The 25,056-nt window shown below is 34.6% G+C and carries 14 protein-coding genes; 12 read left to right on the forward strand and 2 right to left on the reverse strand.

The window, feature by feature from the left end; genetic code table 11:
• Positions 1–58: 58 nt before the first annotated feature.
• From J2W48_RS17835 to J2W48_RS17880, 10 genes are all read left to right on the forward strand, one after another.
• Positions 59–910: a DUF4861 family protein gene (locus tag J2W48_RS17835; RefSeq protein ID WP_310283055.1), complete on the forward strand. Its 852-nt coding sequence runs from the start codon at positions 59–61 to the stop codon at positions 908–910.
• Positions 911–992: 82 nt separating this feature from the next.
• Positions 993–2,573 carry a glycoside hydrolase family 28 protein gene (locus J2W48_RS17840; protein WP_310283056.1) on the forward strand — a complete coding sequence of 527 codons (1,581 nt, stop codon included), beginning with the start codon at positions 993–995 and terminating at the stop codon, positions 2,571–2,573.
• A gap of 11 nt (positions 2,574–2,584) precedes the next feature.
• Positions 2,585–4,414 (forward strand): metallophosphoesterase, encoded by a 1,830-nt coding sequence (locus tag J2W48_RS17845; RefSeq protein ID WP_310283057.1) that lies wholly within the window; start codon positions 2,585–2,587, stop codon positions 4,412–4,414.
• Positions 4,415–4,575: 161 nt separating this feature from the next.
• Positions 4,576–8,610: a hybrid sensor histidine kinase/response regulator gene (locus J2W48_RS17850; protein ID WP_310283058.1), complete on the forward strand. Its 4,035-nt coding sequence runs from the start codon at positions 4,576–4,578 to the stop codon at positions 8,608–8,610.
• Positions 8,611–8,808: 198 nt separating this feature from the next.
• Positions 8,809–9,681 (forward strand): inositol oxygenase family protein, encoded by an 873-nt coding sequence (locus J2W48_RS17855; protein WP_310283059.1) that lies wholly within the window; start codon positions 8,809–8,811, stop codon positions 9,679–9,681.
• A 54-nt stretch (positions 9,682–9,735) separates the two neighbouring features.
• A complete protein-coding gene (lacZ, locus tag J2W48_RS17860) occupies positions 9,736–12,873 on the forward strand; it encodes a beta-galactosidase, LacZ type (protein ID WP_310283060.1) in 3,138 nt (1,045 codons plus the stop codon).
• Between the two features lie 161 nt (positions 12,874–13,034).
• The gene (locus J2W48_RS17865) at positions 13,035–14,180 is read left to right on the forward strand and encodes an acyltransferase family protein (RefSeq protein WP_310283061.1); all 1,146 of its coding nucleotides are present in this window, start codon (positions 13,035–13,037) and stop codon (positions 14,178–14,180) included.
• Between the two features lie 55 nt (positions 14,181–14,235).
• A complete protein-coding gene (locus J2W48_RS17870; RefSeq protein WP_310283062.1) occupies positions 14,236–15,873 on the forward strand; it encodes a sodium/sugar symporter in 1,638 nt (545 codons plus the stop codon).
• 60 nt (positions 15,874–15,933) lie between these two features.
• Positions 15,934–17,373, forward strand: coding sequence for a glycoside hydrolase family 28 protein (locus tag J2W48_RS17875; protein ID WP_310283063.1), 1,440 nt, complete (start codon positions 15,934–15,936; stop codon positions 17,371–17,373).
• 538 nt (positions 17,374–17,911) lie between these two features.
• Complete coding sequence (locus J2W48_RS17880) at positions 17,912–19,903, forward strand: alpha-L-arabinofuranosidase C-terminal domain-containing protein (protein WP_310283064.1); 1,992 nt, start codon at positions 17,912–17,914, stop codon at positions 19,901–19,903.
• A 28-nt stretch (positions 19,904–19,931) separates the two neighbouring features.
• Here the strand turns inward: J2W48_RS17880 and J2W48_RS17885 are convergent, their stop codons facing one another.
• The gene (locus J2W48_RS17885; RefSeq protein WP_310283065.1) at positions 19,932–21,440 is read right to left on the reverse strand and encodes a PAS domain-containing sensor histidine kinase; all 1,509 of its coding nucleotides are present in this window, start codon (positions 21,438–21,440) and stop codon (positions 19,932–19,934) included.
• A gap of 410 nt (positions 21,441–21,850) precedes the next feature.
• On the opposite strand from J2W48_RS17885, the gene nhaA reads away from it, so the two are divergent.
• Complete coding sequence (gene nhaA, locus J2W48_RS17890) at positions 21,851–23,038, forward strand: Na+/H+ antiporter NhaA (RefSeq protein ID WP_310283066.1); 1,188 nt, start codon at positions 21,851–21,853, stop codon at positions 23,036–23,038.
• Positions 23,039–23,047: 9 nt separating this feature from the next.
• Here nhaA and J2W48_RS17895 read toward each other — a convergent pair whose 3' ends face one another.
• A complete protein-coding gene (locus tag J2W48_RS17895; RefSeq protein WP_310283067.1) occupies positions 23,048–24,358 on the reverse strand; it encodes a DUF389 domain-containing protein in 1,311 nt (436 codons plus the stop codon).
• Positions 24,359–24,693: 335 nt separating this feature from the next.
• Between J2W48_RS17895 and J2W48_RS17900 the strand changes: the two genes are divergently transcribed.
• Positions 24,694–25,050, forward strand: a complete 357-nt coding sequence (locus J2W48_RS17900) for a hypothetical protein (RefSeq protein ID WP_310283068.1) — start codon at positions 24,694–24,696, stop codon at positions 25,048–25,050.
• The last annotated feature ends 6 nt before the right edge of the window (positions 25,051–25,056 follow it).

Genomic DNA, 25,056 nt, shown 5'->3' on the forward strand with positions numbered 1-25,056 from the left:
TGTGGAAAGGTTATTTTATTTTTACGAAAATTAAATTAATCTATAAATAATTGAAATTATGAAATTATCATTTATTGCCGCTCTGCTGATTGGTTGTACTTGTTTTGCACAAAATAATACAGACACAAGTTTGTATATGAAGTCAGATAAAATTACTTATTTGACAGATATTGGTTCAGAATCAGGAGATTTATACAAAACAATCGGGCATCACGGTCCTGCAATTGAAAACGAATGGATGGCTTTGAGAATCTATTTTAGTGATAAAGTAGCTATCGACGTTTATAATAAAGCAAAAGCAGGTTTAGAGTTAAAAAAAGCACAATGGTATCCAACTCCTGAACAGCAAAAAGAAGGATGGGGAGCTGATTATTATAAAGTGGCATCAACAGTAGGTTTAGGAGGAGTAAAACTTTGGGACGGAGAAAAAGTGGTTCCGTTGAATCCTGTTACAAACCGTTTGGCCCGTGTTGGAAAAACAGACACCACTTCCTGGATGGAAATGATTTCAAGAGGAGTTCCTTACAAAGGGAAAAAAGTAGATATTTTAGTTCGTGTTACTGTATTTTCAGGAAAAAGAGAAGCTAAAGTTGAAGCTGAAAGTTTAAGCGGTGAAAAAGTACAATTTGTTACAGGAATCAATTATTTTAAAGATTTCGGAACTAAAAAAGGAACTAATTATATCGCTGTATGGGGAAAACACCCTGAAGATGTTGCCGCTGAGATTGTAGAGATTGGTGCTGCTATCCTGTATAATCCAAAAGATTATGTGAAAAATCACGATGATGGGACACAATATTTGTTGATCTCAAAACCAACTAAAAAATTAGAAACAAAAATTATATCTTCAAGCGCAAGAGAACAAGAACTAAATACTTTGGATAAATTAGAGGCTTACATAAAAAAGTAAGATGATCTGAAATTTATACCAATTAAAGAGCAGTTTTAGTTTGATAGGCGTTTGTTGATTTTTAAAATATTAAAAAAATAAAATGTCAAAAATCAAACTAAAACTGTTTTTTTTATATCTATTTGGAACCCTTTTTTTATTTGGATTAAATTGTGAAGCGCAAAAAAAAACCAAGCATCAAAAGGATTTTCTCATTACTGATTACGGTTCAAAAACAGATGGAAAAACGATTAATACAATTGCCATTCAAAAAGCAATTGATGCTGCTTTTAAAAATAAAGGAGGACGTGTCGTTTTTCCAAAAGGCAAATTTTTGTCAGGAAGTATTATTTTAAAAAGCAATGTAACCTTATATTTTGAAGAAGGATCGGTACTGTTGGGAAGTACAAATCCTAAAGATTACTTTAATATGGTTTTTGACGGAAGACCCGTTTCTCCAAAAAACGATGACAATTCCCAAATGGCTTTAATTTTAGCACATAAAGCCAATAACATCGCACTAAAAGGAAAAGGAACAATTGATGGTCAGGGATTAAAACTGGCTTTAAATATCGACAGTCTTCATCATGCCGGTATTGCCGTAGATCCAAAATACAGCCTTCGCCGAAACAGGCCAAACGAAACCATGAGACCCAAATTATTTCGATTTTCGCAATGTAATAACGTTTCAATTGAAGGGTTAAAGGCAGGTGAAGCTTCCTGTTGGGGACTATCTTTTGAGTTATGCACAAATCTTACGCTCGATAATCTTAAAATAGTAAATCGCTCTTATTGGAATAATGACGGAATAGATATTACAGATTGTAAAAATGTAAGGGTAACGAACTGTGATATCAACGCCGCCGACGATGGAATTTGTTTAAAATCATATTATCCGGGATATTCTAACGATTCGGTTTATATTGCAAATTGTACCATTCGATCGAGTGCAAATGCAATAAAATTCGGTACCGCTTCTTTTGGCGGATTCAAAAATGTTACCATCAAAGACATTAAAGTTTATGATACATTCCGATCTGCAATTGCTATAGAATCCGTTGACGGAGCTGTAATAGAAAATATTGATGTATCAAATATAGTTGCCGTAAATACCGGTAATGCTATTTTTATACGATTAGGACTGCGGAGTGGCGATAAACCCGGAAGCATAAAAAATGTGAGCATTAAAAATATAAAGGTACAAGTTCCATTTGGCCGTCCGGATAGTAATTATGATTTAAGAGGACCGGAAGTTGACTTTTTTCATAACCCTTTTCCTTCTTCAATAGTCGGTTTGGAAGGTTATGCTGTTGAAAATGTATCTTTAGAAAATATTGAAATTAATTATCCGGGAAGAGCTACAAAAGGAATGGCCTATATTCCGTTAAGCCGATTGAATCAGGTACCGGAAGCAGCAAAAGAATATCCTGAGTTTTCTATGTTTGGAGAATTGCCTGCTTATGGTTTTTATGTGAGGCATGCCAATGGAATAAGTATGAAAAATATCAAACTGACATTAGATGATTCTGACTTTAGACCTGCTTTTGTATTTGATGACGTTCAAAATTTAAAAATGGAAACAATTGATCTTCCTAAAGAAAAACAAAAACAAATTGTTTTTAAGAACGTTATTTCATCAAATAATGAGAAGCAATTAGAACAAATAATAGAAATTCAGCATTAAAATAAATTTGTATGTTAAGAATATCGGTTTCAATACTTCTATTACTTTTTTTATATGGCTGTAAATCAAAACAGACAGAAAAAAACACTGCTGTAAAAATTGCCTTTATTGCCGATGTTCATTTACAGGATATTTTTCCAAAGTTTGAGGATAATAATTACAAGGGAATTAAAAATCCCAAAACTGGTGAATATGCCAATATCAGAACGATGAGTTCGCAATTGCATTCTACCAGAATTTTTAATGAAAACTATTTTGCTTTTTTAGAAGCTTTAAATGATATTTCAAAAAAAGGAATCAAACAAGTTGTACTTCCCGGAGATTTTAGTGATGACGGACAGCCGATACATGTTCGCGGACTGAGAAAAATATTGGACAAATACTCAAAAAAATACGGAATGTCCTTTTTCGTAACAACAGGAAATCATGATGCCGTAAAGCCTTTTGCACAAGATGCTGTTAAAACTGATTTTTTAGGCAAAGACGGAAAAGAACAAATTATCAGCAGTTCTAAAACCAATTTAAAACAGCAGAAAAATCAATTAGAACCTATCATTACAGCTGATATAAAAAACTGGGGATATAAGGAAACGCTGAATGAAATGGCTGATTTTGGATTTTTTCCAAAGAAAAGCTATTTGTATTGGGAAACCCCTTTTTCAGATTATATGTATGAAGAATATGATTTTGAAAAAGCTTTAGCAGAATCTGTTTTAGAAAAAAGAACCTACGCAGTTAAAAACACCAATTTATTTCTTCCCGATGCAAGTTATCTCATTGAACCAATTAAAGGAATCTGGCTTTTGGCGATAGATGCCAATGCATATGCTCCTAATAAAAATTTATTAGGATCGCCAGATAATCCGAATGATTTTTCAGGTGCTAATATTGGCTATAACAATGTGCTTGTTTATAAAAGTCATTTAATAGACTGGATCAAAAAGGTTTCGGCGGAAGCCAAAGAAAAAGGGAAAACCTTGATTGCCTTCAGTCATTATCCAATGGTTGATTTTAATGATGATGCTTCACCCGAATTAAAATTATTATTTGGTTCTACCAAAATGCAATTGCCAAGAGTTCCTAATGAAGAAGTAGCTCAAATATTTGCAGATGCCGGTATTCAGGTTCACTTTGGCGGACACATGCACATTAACGATACCGGAGTTCAAACGACTGAAAAAGGAAATACTTTATTTAATATTCAGACACCTTCGTTGGCTGCTTACATGCCGGCTTATAAAATCCTTACAATTCATTCTGCTGATGTTGTTGAAGTAGAAACTGTTGTAGTGGATTCAGTTGCAAAGTTTAATAGTTTATTTCCTTTTTATAATGAAGAATATGCTCATTTACAAAATATAAAAAGCTCAGAAATTTGGAACAAGGATATTATTAAAGCTAAAGATTATGAGGATTTTACACAATGGCATTTAAAGGAATTAGTAAGGCTTCGTTTTTTGCCTGAAGATTTTCCGGTTGAATTTTCAGCATCCCTGCTAAAATTCTCAGGAAAGGATTTATTACAAATCAATAAAAATACTTTAGATGTTGAAAAACAATTAGTATCCAATAATTTAACTGAAAAAGATTTTGAATCATGGACAGGTTTTGATATGATTTTCGATTTTTACAGGTTAAAAAATGCCGATGAATTGGCTCTTCCGGAAATAGGTTTGAAAAGAATGAAACAATACAAAATTGTCTGTGAACAATTAGAAAAATCAAACGATGAGAAGCTCGTTTTATGGGCAAAAATATTTCTGAAAACAATGAATGGTAAACCTTCAAATCATTTTAAAATCGACTTGAAAGCAAACCGGATTGAGCGAATAATTCCTTAAAGCTAATAATTATTGGGGTGAATAGTGAATAGTGAATAGCTCTAAAATATAGACTCACCCTATTTTGCAAAACCAAAAGCCAGTTACTCTTCACTAATTACGAGAGACTGAATTAAGTTTATTTCTCCAAAAACAGTAAATTGCATACATAATCCATTTTTATGAGACTAAACCCTTTTACACTATTCCTTTGTTTAATCATGTTTTATTATTCTAATTCACAGAATATAAAATTTACGCATTATAATGACAATAATGGTTTGTCGCATAATTCTGTGCGGCATATTGTGCAGGATAAAAAAGGTTTTTTGTGGTTTGGAACTTTTTCAGGATTGAATCGTTTTGATGGTTATCAGTTTAAAAATTACATGAGTTCTTCACCGGGGATTAATAAATTATACAATGATGATATAACGGCATTAGAACTGGATGAAGAGTCAAATCATTTATGGATAGGTACCAGAAAAGGCCTGACACTGTTTAAAATGGATACTCAGGTTTTTGTGACATTTTTACAACAAAAAAATAATCCCAATAGTTTACCAGAAGAAGAAATTCGATCTGTACATGTAGATAAATTTAAAAGAGTCTGGGTAGGGACAAAAAATCAGGGAGCTTATATGTTTTTTTTGAAGGAAAACAGATTTGAGAAAATCCCAATTAAAGGGTTTGATTATGTAAAAGAAATTTTTGAAGACAAAAAAGGAAATATCTGGGTGGGTAGTTATGATAAAGGATCTGTAGCCAAAATAACTTTAGACAGTAAAGGGGCTATTGTAAAAATGAATAATTATACCCTGACTGTCCCAAATTCTAATGTAAAAAACCCTTATATCAATTTTATTTATGAAGACGCTAAGTCTGATATTTTTATAGGAACCCGGGAAGGTTTATATAAGTTGGATAAAAAAAATGATTCATTTACAAACTTATATATTGAAAATAAGGAAATCAGAGGAAGTTTAGGACCTTATTTCCTGTCGGTTGCACAGGCTCCTGATGGTAAATATTGGGTGGGTACTTTGGGAGGATTACTGGTATGCAAACAATTGGAGGACATTCAGGAAGGAAATTATAAATGGTATTATTCGATACTGTCAGATAATACCTCTATAGTTGATAATTTAGTCTCGGCACTTTATTTTGATGCCTCAGGAGTATTATGGATAGGGACAGAAGACGGACTTGATAAATACGATCCCTACGAAAACCAGTTTACGCTTAATAAAGATATCTCTCGTTATATAGGCAATCAGGCTCCGCGAATAAGAGGTTTTTCTAAAACGTATGACGGAAAAGTAATTGTGGTTACCAATCATAATGGTCTTTTTATTTCCAGTTCCAACGGATTTATTCCCTTGCATAATAAAGCAAAGGATATTGCCAGTATTTATTCAGATGATGGAAAGATTTTTTATTGCGGTCTTTGGAATGGCAATGTGTTAGTTTATAATTATACTGCCAATACTTCAAAGGAGATAAAGGCAGGATTTGAGACATCGCCTGTATTTGCTTTTAACAAGATTGGCGATCAATCGATGATGGTAGGTTCATTTGGAGAAGGCGCTGTTATATTAAATACCAAAACTTTAGTGATAGAGACTTCTAAAGGCAAGTTATTACCCGGTTTTCAAATTAATGCCATAGAAAAAGATACCAAAAATAATGTTTGGTTTGCTACAGAAACAGGTGTTGTAAGATTCAATAATGTATCAGGCAAAATAGAAACTTATAAGACGTTTTCCAAAAAAGAAAACATGGTGCCGCATGAAGACAATGTAAGCGATATTATGGCAGATAAAAAAGGAAAAATATGGGCTTCCACACGTTTTGGATTATGTCAGTATGATGCTGTAAAAAACAAATTTATAACGATAACAAATTTTAAGGAACTTTCAGGCAAATGGATTACTGATATGCTATCAGATGCTAATGGAGATTTATGGCTAAATATAAATAACAATAGTATAGCCTGGGTTAAGTCTGATTTAAAAGATATTAATGTTTACCATGTAAACAGCGGAAACAGATTGGATGTTTTTAGTTCCGGCGGTTTTTTTAACTTTAATTCTAATATTTATTTAGGAGGAAAAAACGGTATTATTTCTTTTTCACCACAAACAATGAAAAGAAATAAATGGGCACCTGTACCTGTTATTACGGAATTTAAAATTCAGAATGAAGAGGTATTTCCGGAAATGGAAATTAACGGTCAGGTTCCGCTTTTAAAAGATTTGAATTATGGAAAAAAAGTAGAACTGAACTATAAAAACCGAAATTTTTCGCTTCAGTTTTCGACCCCGTCATTTGCAAACGAAAAGCTGAACAAGTTTCAATATATGCTGGAAGGTTTTGATAAAGAATGGATTACGGAGAATAGTAATTCAAGAACGGTTCAGTATACCAATCTTTATCCGGGCAGTTATGTGTTTAAAATAAAATCCAGTAATAGCGATGGACATTGGAGCAAGGTCGTTTCTTATCAGATAAAAATCCTTCCCCCTTTTTGGTTAACGCCCATATCATTTTTACTGGTCTTTTTATTGCTGGGTTTCATTTTTTATTTTATCAGAAGAGAAATTAAAAATCGCATCCGTTTAAAACAGGAATTGCTTACCGAGAAAGTAAACAGGGAACATGATATTAAGCTGAATAATGAAAAACTTCGATTCTTCACGAATATTTCACATGAATTAAGAACTCCGTTGACACTCATTTTAGGGCCTGCCAAGCAATTATTGGATGAAAGTAACAATGCAACTGATTATGAAAAAAGCAGGTACAATCTAATCTATCAAAACGCCAGCAGGCTTTTAAACCTGGTGAATCAGGTGTTGGATTTTAGAAAAGCACAGTCTGGCGAGTTAAAACTTAAAGTTTCAAAAACAGATATTCTGACCTATTCTAAAAACATCTTCGAATCGTTTAAGGAAATGGCATACAACAAGAAAATTAAATTGAACTTTATTGCTGAGGCTGAAAACATTACGGGTTGGGTGGATAATGATAAATATGATAAAATTCTTTATAATCTGTTGTCTAATGCCTTGAAGTTTACCAATAAATACGGAAATGTAGATTTATTGATCAGATTGAAAAACACTACTGAAGAAATATTAATTATTGAAGTAAGCGATGACGGAATTGGAATTCCTTTAAAAAGCCAGGAAAAAATCTTCAAACGATTTTATCAGGCTACAAATAGCAAAGCACACAACACAGGTTCAGGTATTGGTCTGTCATTAGTAAAATCGCTGGTTGCACTTCACAAAGGAGCGATAACCGTAGAAAGCACATTGGGAAAAGGAAGTACATTTAGAGTTGAGATTCCGATAGACCGCATTTCGTATGAAAGCAAAGAAGTATTTGAATATGCTTTGAAAAATGACAACCTGAGTATGCTTATTCCTGAAAAAGCAGCTAAAAAAACCATTCAGAATACAGAACTGAAACAAAAAATACTGGTTATCGAAGATAATAGTGAGCTTAGAAAATATCTGGTCGATTTTCTATCGGATTATTACAAGGTTTATGATGCCGAAAACGGGGAAGAAGGCCTTAAAATCTGTCGCCAGATAAAACCAATTTTATGCGTTGCCGATGTGATGATGCCGGTTATGGACGGACTCGAGTTTTGCAAAGAACTAAAGAATGATGAATTTATCAGTCATATACCAGTTGTGCTGCTAACAGCACTTGGAGAAAATGTTGACAAGGTTAAAGGATATGAAACGGGAGCTGACGGTTATCTCGTTAAACCTTTTGAGCCGTCATTATTAAAAACGGTTATCGAAAACATTATCAAATCAAGATTAGAACTGAAAGTAAAATTCTCAGGCGAAGTCGAAAGTAAAATAAGCCTGCTGACACATTCTCCAATTGATGAGGAATTCATGGAGAAAATTACAAACCTGATAAATGATAACCTGAGTGAAGAAGATTTGTCAACAGAATTTCTTTGTGATAAACTCGGTGTAAGCTCTTCAAAATTGTACAGGAAAATCAAAGAACTAACTGATTTGGCTCCAAACGAATTTATCAGAACAATACGCCTTAAAAAATCGGCAGAATTGCTGAAGACAAAAAAATACAACGTTTCTGAAGTTACCGATTTGGTAGGTTTTAATGATCCGTTGTATTTCAGCAGATGTTTTAAAAAGCAGTTTGGTTTTCCTCCAAGCAAGCTGATCAATTAAATTCCAGTTTTATGAAATTCAAATTCCAACTCATTTAACAATTGGAATTTGGGATTTTTTTTAGTGGAATTTATACTTCACTATTATTTATTGAAAAAACGATATAAAATTAAAATCCATCCATGTTTTTGATGTATTAATCCATTTTGATCCGTATATCTAATGCTATTTTTGTCTTATAACTTTTAATTTAATCTTATGAAAAAGTCAATAGATACTGATAACCCATTGCATAATTTGGACGAATGGGAAGATGATTTGTTAATACGATATCCGGATCCGTCTGAGCCTGTAAAAGAAAAAGAGGAATTTAGAAATTATGTCGATTCAGAGAGAGTAGAAACAGTTAAAGAGTTTTACAGAATAAATCATACTTATCAAACCTATGATTTTGTATGCAGCAAAGAGCAGGAATTCCTGCAGTTTAATAAAAAGGAAATGTCAATTTGGGAAGCCGTTGATTTTTTGAATACGCTTGTTGATGACAGCGATCCGGATATTGACTTAGACCAAACGCAGCATCTTTTGCAGACATCTGAAGCCATCAGGGCCGATGGTCACCCGGACTGGTTTGTACTTACCGGTTTTATACACGATCTCGGAAAAATTTTATGTTTGTTTGGTGAACCGCAATGGGCTGTTGTGGGGGATACTTTTCCTGTTGGCTGTGCGTACTCAGATAAAATCGTCTATCCGGAATTTTTCAGGGAAAATCCGGATTATACAGATGAGAGATTCAACACTAAATTGGGAGTTTACACTGAAAATTGTGGACTTGATAAAGTAAAAATGAGCTGGGGACATGATGAATATCTGTATCAGATTATGAAAGACTATTTACCGGATCCGGCTTTGTATATGATTCGCTACCATTCGTTTTATTCTCAGCACAAAGAAAATGCCTATGCCCATTTGATGAATGAAAAAGACATAGAAATGTTTGATTGGGTACGAAAATTTAATCCTTATGATTTATATACAAAAGCACCTGTTAAACCAGATGTTAAAGCATTATTGCCTTATTATAAAGAATTAGTGGCTAAATATTTACCGGAAAAACTGAAGTTTTAATGAATTTCAATTATTTGTATTCACTTCAACTTGTAGCTATCTAACTATACTAAAATGCAGAAAACCAAAACCAGAACCCTTTTATTATGTCTGTTTGCAATTTACGGGATAACTGTTTCAGGACAAGAAAAATCTAGTAGAAACGACTGGGAAAACCCGGAAGTTTTTCAGATAAATCGTGAGCCGGCAAGAGCTTCTTTTCTGCCTTATGCAGATGAAGTATCGGCAATAAGCGATAATTATACGAGTTCTCCGTGGTATTTTTCTTTGGATGGTAAATGGAAATTTTCATGGTCACCAACACCAGACCAACGCCCAAAAGATTTTTATAAGGAAGATTTCAGCACTTTGCATTGGAAAGAATTACAAGTGCCTTCAAACTGGGAATTAAATGGTTACGGTATTCCGATTTATACCAATATTACCTATCCTTTTGAAAGAAATCCACCTTTCATCAATCATTCCGATAATCCTGTCGGTTCGTATAAAAAAGATTTTGTTTTGCCTGAAAACTGGAAAAACCGACATGTATATCTCCATTTTGAAGCAGGAACATCGGCTATGTATATTTGGGTAAATGGTAAAAAGGTTGGATATACTGAAAATACAAAAAGTCCTGCAGAATTCAATATTTCTAAATACCTGAAACCGGGAAAAAACAGTTTGGCTGTAGAAGTCTACAGATGGAGTGACGGTTCATATCTCGAAGATCAGGATTTCTGGAGGCTATCAGGCATTGACAGAAGTGTTTATTTGTATAGTACCAATGATATTCGCATTTCAGATTTTTTTGCAAAACCTGATTTAGACTCCAATTATAAAAACGGAAGTTTAAATGTAGATGTTAGTTTAAAAAACCTGACAGCTGCTTCAATAAACAATCAAAAGTTAGAAGCAAAATTAGTAGATAATTTCGGAAAAAACATTTTTACAAAGGAGTTAAAAGTAAATTTTGAAGCCAATAAAACCAAAACAGTCAATTTTTCTCAAAATGTATCCAACCCAAAATTATGGAGCAGTGAAGCACCAAACTTATATACTTTATTGCTTACGTTAAAAAATGAAAAAGGCGCCATAATAGAAACCGTTTCAACCCAAATCGGATTCAGAAAAGTAGAATTAAAAAGCGGACAATTACTCGTAAACGGAGTGAGATTAATGGTTCACGGTGTCAATATTCACGAACATAATCCGGTAACAGGACATTTTCAGGATGAAGAAACTATGATGAAAGACATTAAGATGATGAAACAGCTGAATATCAATTCGGTACGTTGCAGTCATTATCCGAACAATATACGATGGGTGAAATTGTGTAATAAATACGGTTTGTTTCTGGTGGATGAAGCCAATATCGAAAGCCACGGAATGGGAGTAGAAGGCCAGACTTTTATGAATCCAAAAACCAATCCGGGTCATCTTCCGGAATGGCATGCGGCTCACATGGACAGAATTTACAATTTGGTAGAAAGGGATAAAAACGCACCTTCAGTAATCATTTGGTCATTAGGAAATGAAAGTGCCAACGGGCCTGTATTCCATGATGCTTACAAATGGATAAAAAAGAGAGACAATACAAGATTAGTTCAGTTTGAGCAGGCAAAAGAAAACGAAAATACAGATATTATCTGTCCGATGTATCCAACAATTGCCTACATGAAAGAATATGCGGCACGAAAAGAAGTAACACGTCCGTATATTATGTGCGAGTACTCGCATGCGATGGGAAACAGCAGTGGAAATTTTCAGGAATATTGGGATATCATTCGAAGCAGTAAAAACATGCAGGGTGGATTTATCTGGGACTGGGTAGATCAGGGTTTTGAAATGGAAGATGAGGCAGGCCGTAAATATTGGGCTTATGGAGGCGATATGGGAAGCCAAAACTATACAAATGACGAAAATTTTTGTCATAATGGATTGGTTTGGCCAGACAGAATACCGCATCCCGGAGCATTTGAGGTTAAAAAAGTATATCAGGATATCTTATTTGAAGCCGTAGATGCTAAAAATGGAGTTATTGAAATTACAAACGATTTTGGATTTACAAATTTGAATCAATACCATTTCAAATATCAAATCTTAGAAAATGGGAAGAGCATAAAAGTAGGGACAATGAATGTTGCTTTGAACCCGAAATCTAAAAAACAGTTTAAAATTGATTTGCCAAAACTACAATCAAAAGAAGGAGTAGAATATTTATTGAATGTTTTTGCATACACGAAAACAGGTTCTGAAATGCTGCCTCAAAATTTTGAAATTGCCAGAGAACAATTCGTTATTGAAGGTGACAAGTATTTTGCAATAGCAGAAAAAACTAATCCTTCGGAAATTCAGGATGAAAAAGAGATTTTTGTTTTGAGTTCAGCCAATGTTACCGTAAAAATCAGTAAAACAACAGGATTAATTTCATATTACAGTTTAAACGGAGAAGAATATTTTAATCAATACCCGGAACCCAATTTTTGGAGAGCACCAACAGATAACGATATTGGAAATAAAATGCAGATTAGATCTAATATATGGAGGACTGCCGGTAAAAACACTTCTTTAGAAAATATTCAGGTAGTTGAGGAAAACGGGAAAAAATATGTTGTGGCAAAATTGAAGCTGAATGATGCTTTCTCTGATTATACAATTAAATATTCTTTGACTAGTGATGGCACTTTAGAAATAGTTCCATCTTTCAAAAAAGGAAATAGTGTATTGCCAGAAATGCCTCGTTTTGGAATGATTTTCTCCCTTAAAAAGGATCTTGATAATCTGGATTATTATGGAAGGGGACCTTTGGAAAATTATCCCGACAGAAACACTGCTGCATTAAAAGGAATTTACAAGGGCAAAGTAGCCGATCAATATGTACCTTATACACGCCCGCAGGAAAATGGATATAAAACAGATGTTCGCTGGTTTACACTTTCAGATAATAATGGCAAAGGCTTAGAAATAAAAGGACTGCAGCCTTTAGGAATAAGTACCCTGAATAATTATCCTGGTGATTTTGACCCGGGATTGACAAAAAAGAGCATTCATTCGAGCGACATTACACCGAGAAATGAGGTGGTGGTTTGTGTCGACTTAACCCAGCGCGGATTAGGAGGAGACAACAGTTGGGGATTACCGCCACATGAACAATATCAACTGACGCAAAATGAATACAGCTACGGATTTGCCATCAAGCCAATTTTTTAAAGTGATCAGTTTTTTAGAGTGATCAGTGTTTTTAGTATTCAGTTTTTAGTCGATTTTACATTGAAAACTGAACACTGAGACTGAACACTGAGACTGAACACTGAGACTGAACACTGAGACTGAACACTCAATACTATCAACCGACTACTGAATACTAAAAAATGAATAAAACTACTGCAAGTGAAAGACTAATTTCTCTGGATGCTCTGAGAGGGTTTGTGATGTTTTGGATTATGAGCGGAGAACATATCGTACACGCTCTGGCAAAGGCTGCTCCAATTCCGGTTTTTGTATGGATGTCATCACAATTGCACCATACAGAATGGGAAGGCATCACGTTCTATGACATGATTTTTCCAATATTCTTATTTGTTGCAGGAGTTTCGATGCCGTATTCTTTCGAGAAGAAAATGAATGCCGCAGGTGTGAGCACTCCAATGGAATTACCATCACAAGAAAAGAAAAAAATATACCTGTCCATGTTAAAAAGGACGTGTATTTTAATCTTTCTGGGATTTATAGTAAACGGGTTATTACGATTCGATGGCTACGACCAAACCCGTTTTGCCAGTGTTTTGGGACGTATTGGACTTGCCTGGTTTTTTGCAGGCCTTATCTATTTGAATTTTAATTTAAAGAAACAGATATTTTGGTTCGCAGGCATTTTGATTGGCTATTATTTAGCCATGAAATTAATACCCGTTCCAGATTTTGGAGCAGGTGTTTTAACTAAAGAAGGTTCATTAGAAGGGTATATTGACCGGTTATTTCTTCCTGGAAGATTGCATAGCACAGTCTATGATCCCGAAGGTTTGTTTTCGACAATACCTGCTGTTGCGACGGCTTTATTGGGAATGTTTCTGGGAACTTTTTTAAGGGCTTCAGGTACATTTTCGACCAATAAAAAACTATTGATATTAGTTATTTCCGCAATTGTTTTGATAGGAACAGGACTTCTTTGGAATTACGATTTCCCAATCAATAAACATTTGTGGTCAAGTTCTTTTGTGTGTTATGTAGGCGGATTTAGTATTTTGTTCTTCACTTTTTTCTATCTGATAATTGATGTTTTAGGGTTTCACAAATGGGCTTTTCCGCTAATACTAATTGGTTCAAATTCAATACTGATTTATATGGCAGCCGAAGGTTTGGTGAATTTTAAACATACTGCAGATTTTGTATTTGGAGGACTTATTAAATTCTCACCTCTTATTTGGCAGCCAGTATTTGCAACACTGTCAATAACGCTTGTACAAATGATTTTGCTTTATTTTCTGTACAAAAGAAAATGGTTTTTAAAAGTCTGATTAAACCAACAACCACGAACTAACAACTATCAACCAAAAACAAACCAACCTCATTATGAATACTTTACAAACCGCAGATTACATCGTTTTTCTCATTTATTTTGTGATAGTTGCATCTTACGGAATGTACATTTACAAAAGCAAGAAAAATGCAACTACGAGTTCCAACGAATACTTTTTAGCCGAAGGTTCTCTTACCTGGTGGGCCATTGGAGCATCATTGATAGCCTCTAATATTTCAGCAGAACATTTTATTGGTATGAGCGGTTCAGGTTTTGCCATAGGATTGGCTATTGCTTCTTACGAATGGATGTCGGCTGCTACATTGATTATAGTTGCCATGTTTATTCTGCCGGTCTATCTTAAAAACAAGATATTTACGATGCCGCAATTTTTGGCAAAAAGATACAGCGGCACAGTAAGTACTATAATGGCAATAATCTGGCTGCTGATATATGTATTTGTAAATCTGACTTCTATCATTTATTTAGGGGCTTTGGCTATTTCATCGATAGCACCTGTCAGTTTTCAGTTTTGTGTTATCGGATTGAGTTTATTCTCTATCATTGTTACTTTAGGCGGAATGAAAGTGATTGGTTATACCGATATGTTTCAGGTTATTGTATTGATTTTAGGAGGTTTGGTTACGACTTATTTGTCGTTAACCTTATTATCAGAGCAATTTGGTTTTGGAAAAGATATTTTGAAAGGGCTTTCTGTTATTGCTGACGAAGCGCCCGGTCATCTACACATGATATTGGAAAAATCAAATCCGCATTATAACGAATTACCGGGAATGTCGGTACTTGTTGGAGGAATGCTGATTAATAATCTGGCGTACTGGGGTTGTAATCAATATATCGTGCAAAGAGCTTTGGGTGCCGATTTGAAAACGGCGCGTAAAGGTATTTTGTTTGCCGCTTTCTTAAAATTATTAGTTCCTGTCATTGCCGTTTTGCCGGGTATTGCGATGTACGTAATGCATCAAAACGGAATGTTTCAACAAGAAATGGTTGATGCTGCAGGAGTTTTAAAACCGGACCATGCGTATCCAACCTTAATGAACTTATTGCCCGCCGGATTAAAAGGAGTGGCCCTGGCGGCTTTAACAGCAGCAATTGTGGCCTCATTGGCAGGTAAAGCCAACAGTATTTCCACGATTTTTTCATTAGACATTTATAAAAAATATTTTAATAAAGAAGCAACAGAAAAAAAACTGGTACTTACCGGAAGATGGTGTGTTGTAGTAGCCATGTTTATTGCAGCTCTTGTTGCTCCGGCATTGAAATCGTTAGATCAGGCGTATCAGTTTATACAGGAATATGTAGGTTTCTTTTCGCCTGGAGTTTTGGCTATCTTTTTACTCGGAATGTTCTGGAAAAAAACAACGCCTACAGCAGGACTTGCCGGTGCTTTGCTTACAGTTCCTATTGCTGCAATATTAAAGTTCCTGCCTCTGTGGACCAATGGTGCTTTTCCTGATTTTCCATTTTTAGACAGGATGACTATCGCTTTCTTTATAATAGTATTTTTAATGGTAGCCATTAGTCTTTTAAATCCTGAATCAGAAGAACAACTGGAAACACATAAAATAGAAGTAGATAAATCAATGTTTAAAGTATCTTCAGAGTTTATTATTGGTTCCTTTATTATTTGCGGGATATTAGTGGCATTATATACTGTCTTTTGGTAATTTTAAATTAAAAATGTAAATCAAAGATTTTAAAATAATCTTTCAATAAATAAAAACGAAATGATAAAGAAACTTATAATCGCTATAATCATTTTCTGTATTTCATTGACAGCCGTAGCGCAAAAGATATATGATGTCAAAAAATTTGGAGCTAAAGGAGATGGCAAAACGAATGATGCCGTTGCTATTCAAAAAGCGATAGACGCTTGCAGTAAAACAGGTGGTCAGGTACTGATTCCTGCTCCGTTTACATTTCTGACCGGACCTTTTAATGTAAAATCGAATGTGGATTTGCACATCGAGGGTGGAGCTAAAATTTTGGCAAGCCCGGACGAAAAATTATACACAGAAAGTGCTTTTCGCGAAAATAAAGGTGAAGGAACTATCTGGATTGGCGGAAAAAATGTAGAGAATTTTACCATTAGCGGAAGCGGAAAAATTGACGGAAACGGCATTTCGTTTATGGGTGCCGAAGAAGAAGACGCTTATATTTTGAAACCTTTCAATGTTTTAGACCCGCGCCCACATGTGCTTACGATTATTGGCGGAAAAAACATCAGGATAAAAGATGTTCACATAGGCAATTCAGCTTATTGGACCATTCATCTTGTGGGTTGTAACGATGTTGTCATAACCGGAATCACTTTGTTAAACAGTTTAAAAGTGCGTAATAGCGATGGTATAGACTTAGATCATTGCAAAAATGTTCGTATTAGCGATTGTTATATTGAAAGCGGTGATGACTGCATTTGCCTGAAAAACCGAAGAGAATTTGAAGAATTTGGTGCCTGCGAAAACATAACGGTTACCAATTGTACGATGACCAGCAGCAGTTGTGCCATCAAAATTGGCTCAGAGAATATGGATGCCATCAGACAGGTAGTATTCAATAATTGTATCATTAAAAACAGTAATCGTGGAGTTGGTATTCAAAATCGGGATGAAGGAACAGTGAGCGATGTTATTTTCTCCAATATGATTATTGAAGGAAAGCTGACTACTGATACCTGGTGGGGGAAAGCAGAACCTATTTACGTTACGGCGTACAGTCGCGCAAGCGGAAACCATAAAGATGCCAACTGGCGTTTTCCAAAAGGCGCAACCGAAGGAAAAGTGGGAGCAATAAGCAACATTTATTTCAATAATATTCAGTGTTTTGGAGAAAACGGAGTCTATGTTAGCGGAGAAACAAAGGACAAGATTAAAAATATCGTTTTTGAAGGAGTGAATATTTCTATTGATAAAACGTCTCAATTTCCCGGAGGAATTTATGATCGCCGCCCGTCAAAAATGGATGGTTTTGTAAAAGGAAGCACTTCAGGTTTTTATTTCGATACTGCAGAAAATATAAAAGTTCAGAATTGTTCCGTGACTTGGGGGAAAAATAAACCCGATTATTTCAAATATGCTGTTGAAAGTAAAAATGTAGATGTTTTGAAAGTGAATAATTTAGATGGTGAATCTGCTTTTCCGGATAAATATGAAGCTGTGAAAAAATAATGCGGACGCAACACGTTTTAAAAATACAAATATTTGGAATAATTGGATTAGTAAAATTACATAAGTTATTTTACGCTTAGTTTGTCATTCCGATTTCTATGATAAAACCAAATCTTCACGCACTGAATCATCTTTTGTTAACATTATCCGCATTTTGAAGAGATTAAAATCCCTCCCTACAATACATTTCGAGCCTAAGGCTCTTTCGAAAAAGTTCCGGAGGAACGGCTTATATTGTAGCAACGGATTTTAATCTGTTGAAAATCAAATACAATGATATGTCATTCCGAACGAGGAATTTCCATTAGAAGCTCGTCAAAGACTGATAACCGTTGCGGAGCTACTTGCGAAGATTGCTTCGCCAGTTCGCTATCGCTCGTGTCCTCGTTCCTCGGAATGACATACTTTGAAGGTAGCATTATCTAAAAATCAAACCTTTACAGTCTTATTAAGACTTGTTTTTTTTAACTGGTAAAATCTAAAATATTGTAAAACTTTAAATAAATTAGCAAAACTAAATTATCAACTCATTACACAAATGAAAAATAATATAATTACAAAAATCATCATTGGCGGTTTACTGTTCAATAGTTTTTACGGATTTACCCAAAAACCAACTTTAGAAGTTGACATCAACAAAACCATTACTAAAATTCAGCCCACGATGTTCGGTTTGTTTTTTGAAGACATTAATTTTGCTGCTGACGGAGGATTGTATGCCGAGATGATTAAAAACAGATCTTTTGAGTTTGAGAAACCTTTAATGGGATGGGAACAGCCCTATACTAAAAGAAGTTCCCTGAACATGCAATCGGGCGTTGCTACGACTATTAAAATGTCTGAAAGTGAAACCAATCAAAATTTTTGCAGAGTTTTGATAAATGATCCCAAAGGGTATGCAATTATCAATGAAGGATTTAGAGGAATGGGAGTCAAAAAAGGGGCAAAATACAATCTGTCTTTAAAGGCAATGAATCATGAAAGAGCCATCAAAAAAATAATCATTCAGCTTATTGATAAAGACAAAAAAGTGATTGGCGAAACCAGTATTGTTCCAACATCAAATGAATGGGAATACTATTCGGCACAATTTACAGCAACTCAGACTGAAGCAAAGGCACAATTAAAAATAACCTTTGAAGGAACAGGAACTATTGATTTAGATATGGTTTCGCTTTTTCCGGAAGATACCTGGAAGAATAGAAAAAATGGCTTACGAAAAGATCTTGTACAGCTTTTATATGATATGAAACCTGGATTTTTACGTTTTCCGGGCGGTTGTATTGTAGAGGGAAGAACTTTGTCAGACCGTTATCAATGGAAAAAATCGGTAGGGGATGTTGAGGACAGAAGAACGATGATGAATCGTTGGAATGTGGAGTTCAGCCATAAACAGACTCCGGATTATTTTCAAAGTTTTGGATTAGGATTTTACGAATATTTCCAACTTTCAGAAGATATTGGAGCGACTCCGTTACCTATTTTAAGCTGCGGAATGGCTTGCCAATACAACACAGGTGAATTGGCGCCAATCGAAGAATTAGATCCGTATATTCAGGATGCTTTAGATTTAATTGAGTTTGCTAATGGTTCAGAGGAGACTACCTGGGGGATACTTCGTTCAGATATGGGTCATCCAAAACCATTCAACCTAAAATACATTGGTGTCGGGAATGAACAATGGGGACCGGATTATATTGAAAGATATAAGGTTTTTGAAAAAGCAATAAAAGCAAAATATCCAGATATAATTATCGTTTCCGGAAGCGGACCTTCTCCGGACGGTGAACATTTTGATTTTGGAATGGCTGAACTTAAAAAACTAAATGCAGAACTTATAGATGAGCACTATTATCAAAGCCCAAAATGGTTTAGGGAAAATGCAACCCGTTATGACAATTACGACAGAAAAGGACCGAAGATATTTGCGGGAGAATATGCTGCACAAAGTGTTTCGGGTGCCAACCCAAACAACAGAAATAACTGGGAATGTGCTTTTTCTGAAGCTGCGTTTATAACTGGATTAGAAAGAAATGCAGAAGTGGTTACTCTGACTTCTTATGCTCCGTTAATGGCACACGAAGATGCCTGGCAATGGACACCGGATATGATTTGGTTCAACAATTTAGAAGCGTATGGTTCGGCGAATTATTATGTCCAAAAGTTGTTCTCAACCAATAAAGGAACCGATTTATTGAACATTACAAAAGAAGGAAAGCCATTAACAGGACAAAACGATCTGTATGCCTCTGCCGTGAAAGATATAAACACGAAAGAAGTAATTGTAAAATTGGTCAATACATCGGCAAAAACACAAGAAGTTGCAGTTGATTTAAAAGGAGGCAAGTTAGCATCAAAAGGATCTGTAATTTCACTTGCCAGTCCGAATTTACAAGACGAGAATACTTTTGCTGAACCTAAAAAAATAAGTCCAAAGGAAAGTACTTATAAATTGAAAGGGGAGAAGGCAGAATTGAATTTGCCTGCTTATTCTGTGACAGTTTTAAAGTTAAAGATGAGTAAAAAATGAGAATATTTCGTTTGAATTTAAATGTTTTTTAAATTGAATCCTCAGTTTGTTGTAATGGAAGAGTCACTATAAACTCAGCACCATTATCTTTTTCGCCTTTTGCAGTAACTGTGCCATTATGTCTTTGGGCTATTTTTCTGCAAAGGGAAAGACCTAGTCCATTTCCTTCATACTGATCTTTAGAATGAAGTCTTTCAAAAGCGCTAAATATTCTTTCTTTGAAAGCTTCATCCAGCCCTATTCCGTTATCTTTTATTGTAATTTGTACAGAATCAGTGCCATTAATATTAATCAATGAAGTTGTTATTATAACTCTTGGAGGCTGATCAGCTTTTGAAAATTTTAGTGCATTTTGTATCAGGTTATAAAAAAGCTGATTAATGAGAATTGGAGCTCCTTGTATTACAGGAAGTTCACATGTAACCAGAATGGCATTTTTTTCCTTTATAATAAGTTCAAGATCTGTTTTTATATTTTCTATAGTTTCATTAAGATCAATCTCTTCAATTGGCTGTTTATTTTTGTCAAGTGTTGAATAGGCAAGAATCCCTTCAATAATATTCTGCATTCTTTGGGTTGACTGATCTATTTTATTGAGGTATTTTATTGAGTTTTCATTAAAAACGGCCTCTTTTTCATTTCTGATAAGACCGTTGAAAATTTTAATTTTTCGAACAGGCTCTCTCAGATCATGACTTACAACATTGGCAAAATGCAAAAGATCATCATTAGAGCGTCTAAGCTGTTCTGTATTCTCAGCAACCTGTTTTTTTAATTCTTCCTGAAATTCTCTTTGCTCATTGATGTCCTGAATGGTTCCTATAATGGTTATTGGTTCATCATTTTCATCACGAATTATTTTACCATTAATTTTAACCCATCCTGTAGAATCGTCACCTTTTAATATTCTGGCTTCATAAGATATTTGACCTGAACTTTCCGCTTCTTTATGGGCTTTTTCACGAACAGCCAAATCATCCGGATGCAGTTTTGTGATTAATTCATCTCTGGACATTGGGCTTTCAATCGACAATATGTGGTTAAAATTGCCACAAGTTTTTATTTCTTTTGTTGCCAGATCTATTTCATATGTTCCCATGCCTGATGAGTCTATTGCAATTCGAAGCCTTTCTTCTGCACTTTGCACCTGTTGGTTAGCATTATACAGTTCCGTTACATCTACACCTGTATTCATTACGCCATATATTTTTTTCTCTTCGTCAAAAAGTGGAATGAAACTGTAGTTGAAATAATGTGATTTCATAATCCCATCGATTACCAAATCTGCCTTTTTGTTTTTACCATGAAAAGGAATTCCGGTTTTCAGTACGTTGGCTGCCTGCTCAAAAAAAACTTCGTTTTTTATTTCGGGAAGAACTTCCAAATAATTTTTTCCTATTACCTTATCACCTTTCCCCCATGTCTGGATCATTGCAGTGTTGGCCAGCATTATTTTGAGTTCATTTCCTGTATAGACTGCTATTGGCAAAGGCGTATTGTCCACTATATCTTTTAAGATCCTCAGGTTTGGGTACATAGCGTTTTTGTTATTTTTTTACGAAGTTATTCAGTTTGAAATTTATAGTGTTATATTATTTTCTTAAACTATTTCACAATTTCGCTGTGATTTCCTAATACCTCTGACATTGGTTTTTCGTATCATCATCTCATTAAAATTAAGTTAAATAAAAGCAATCAAATTTTGAGATTGCATTAAAATACAGTGAATGAGGGTCGGTATCGCTTTAGGTAAAAAGATTATGCAAACGGGTAGAAAACTATTCATGAACAAAAAATAATTAAATAATTTATTTTCGACTATATTTTCCAATGCAAAATTTATTAACCGGCTTTTACTGAACATAATAGAATAACGAGGTAAGGATACAAACTATTTGTTGTTAAGTTAATTTGTATTTTTAGACTGGATATCATAAATTTGCATTTATGACAAGACTCATCAACCTTAAGATTTTTAACCGTTTTTTTTATTCCTCTTCTGCCGGAGGAATTATTTTGTTAATTTGTGTTGCAGTATCTCTTTTGATTGCAAATTCAGCCTGGGCTGATGATTTCCAGAGTCTCCTTAATGTAGAATTTGGATTTAATACTGATACAGTGCATTTACGTTATCCTATATTATTATGGATAAATGACGGACTGATGGCTGTATTTTTTCTATTAGTTGGTCTGGAAATTAAGAGGGAAATAGTTGAAGGAGAACTTTCCTCATTACGTCAGGCATCTTTGCCTGTTCTTGCAGCATTAGGAGGTGTGCTGGTTCCAGCACTAATATATGCCCTGTTTAATAGTACGGATGAAGCTACTGCAAAAGGCTGGGGCATACCTATGGCTACTGATATTGCTTTTGCGCTCGGAATTTTATCTCTTTTGGGAAACAAAGTTCCATCTGGACTTAAAATATTTCTTGCAGCTTTGGCCATTGTAGATGATCTGATCGCAATTTTGGTCATTGCCATATTTTATTCATCAACTCTTGATTTCTTATATCTTGGCTATGCCGGGGCCATATTTCTTTTACTTATTGTTTTTAACCGCAGTGGAGTTAAAAATATTTTTTTCTATTTAGTTCCTGGAATATTCATATGGTATTTTATACACCATTCTGGTATACATGCTACCATCGCCGGCGTACTGGTTGCTTTAACATTGCCTACAAATGAAGTCGATACAGCATCTCCGCTTGAAAAGCTTGAACATGCCCTAACGAGACCGGTAAATTTTATCATCATGCCAATATTTGCGATCGCCAATACAAACATTACTTTTGAATCAGGTATGGTTGAAGGACTTATCAGTAATCTTGGTTTTGGGATTGTTTTAGGATTGTTTTTAGGAAAGCCACTAGGTATATTTTTAATGTCTTGGTTATCAGTAAAATTAAAGATTGCAGAACTTCCTGCTGAAACTTCCTGGCCTCACGTTTTAGGGCTGGGCCTTTTGGGAGGTATTGGTTTTACAATGTCTATTTTTATTGCCTTGTTGTCGTTCCGAAATCCTGAATATCAAAATGAAGCTAAGTTTGCTATACTTATAGCTTCTGCCCTTGCGGGAATTTCAGGTTTTCTTCTTTTAAGTTTGTACAGTAAGAAAAAAAAGCAAATACAAGGGTAGTTTGTTAAGTTATTGTTTTTTAAATAATTCCACATTTTTAACATTCAGTCTTTCATTTAGCCAGTTTCTGAATTTATCTTTATCAGCTGCACTTATATTATTATGATCGTCATAAATAACTGCAGTGATAGTAATGGAGCTGTCTTTCTGGGTAACAAGCGTGCTTTTTACAACTGATAATGAAGTGATTGCAGGAAACAATGTTCTGGTTTCCTTCAACAGTTTTTTATTATCAAATTTGTTTTGGGTCAGTTCCTTTTCGAGTTGCATGATCTTGATATCTTTGGTGTTCATCTCATTTTCGCTGCTCTTAATCTGGTTTAAAATATCACCTTTAAGTGCATTGAAACGATCCGTACTGTCTTGTCGAATAATCAGGGTAGTACCTCTTAAGTATTTATTCATGTTGATTTTTTTTCTCAACTTGGATATTTCTGTAGAATCAAATCGTTTAGAGAGAAATGCCAGTTCCAGGTTTTTCTTTTTTGGATTAAAATCTGTTTTTTTATAAACTACAGTATAACCTCTAAAGGTGAATTCATTTTCTATAAAAAGCTCTACATTTTTTTTGAATTGTTGTTCCCTGTATAAAGAATAGGCCAGATAGCTGCTTGGAATAAGCATTATGCTTATCAGCACGGCAATAATAACTTTTACGCGTCTTTGCATTTTGTCATTTACCTGTTTTACTGCAGGGTAATTGAGATATTTAATAATCAAAAAAGTGGCAATACCAATAAAGACACAATTGATGCAGTAAAGATAGAAAGCTCCAAAAAAGAACGCCCATTGCGCTGTTGCAATTCCGTATCCGGCAGTGCATAAAGGAGGCATTAAAGCTGTTGCAATGGCAACTCCGGGAATAGGATTTCCTTTTTCAGAACGCGTTACTGCGATAACTCCTACTATACCACCAAAGAAAGCAATTAGGATATCGTAAATATTTGGGGATGTTCTGGCAAGCAATTCAGACTGTACGTCCTTAAAAGGGCTGAGATAGAAATAAAGGGTAGAAACAATCAGGCTGACAAATGTTGCATTGAGTAGATTTCGGAGTGATTTTTTAAGCAGTAAAAAATCATAGATTCCAAGTGCAAAACCAGCGCCTACTATAGGACCCATCAACGGAGAAATAAGCATAGCACCTATAATAACAGCAGTTGAATTAACATTAAGCCCTACAGAAGCCACCAATATGGCACATGCGAGTATCCAAAGATTGGCACCTTTAAATTCAATGTTTTTCTTTACGTTTTCTATTATTTTTTCCCTGTTATCCTCTCCTTCGTGCAGGTTAAAAATATCAATAATCTTTTTCATAGGTTGTTATAATTTATAGCACTGAAAACAGTAGTAATTCTGAAGCTTGTTCGCACTAAGTTAAAGATATTAAACAAATACGGAGAATTTGTTTGTTTTTTTTTGAGAGAATTTAGATATTGTTTGCTGGATTTTATTATCAATTATTCAAAATAGATTCACATATTATAGACTGCTATCATTTTTCTAAAGAGTTTAATCGATAATATAAAGAATTTTGCCAATCACATATATTTTAAATAGGAAGATGTATAAAATAAAATAATAATTATGTAAGAGCAGTAGCGATTCATAATTTTAAATTTGAATTAGTAGAAACAATAAGAAATATTATTATGAAAATACCAATTAAATCAAAAATACTATTTGTTCTTGCGGTAACAGGACTTTTGTTTTCTTGTAAAGAGAACAAGCAAGATGGGTACAGTGATGAGATTGAAACGAAAGAATTTCCCGCTGATGATACTACAGCTACTGCTGTATCTGATACTACAGATATAAGCGGTTTCAGTACCACCAATACAAATCCTAAAGGTTCATCCGGAACTGACAAGGGAGGTACAGGTACAGGGAGTGGCCCGGGTGAAAGCCCTGAAGATGGTGCGACGTACTCTGGTCCCTCAGAAAAGTCCACAAAAGAATATAATACTTCCCGAAAGACAGATTCATTAAGTACTAAAGGCAGTAAATAGAGGCTG

Source organism: Flavobacterium piscis (genome assembly GCF_031457575.1).
Classification (GTDB): Bacteria; Bacteroidota; Bacteroidia; order Flavobacteriales; family Flavobacteriaceae; genus Flavobacterium; species Flavobacterium piscis_A.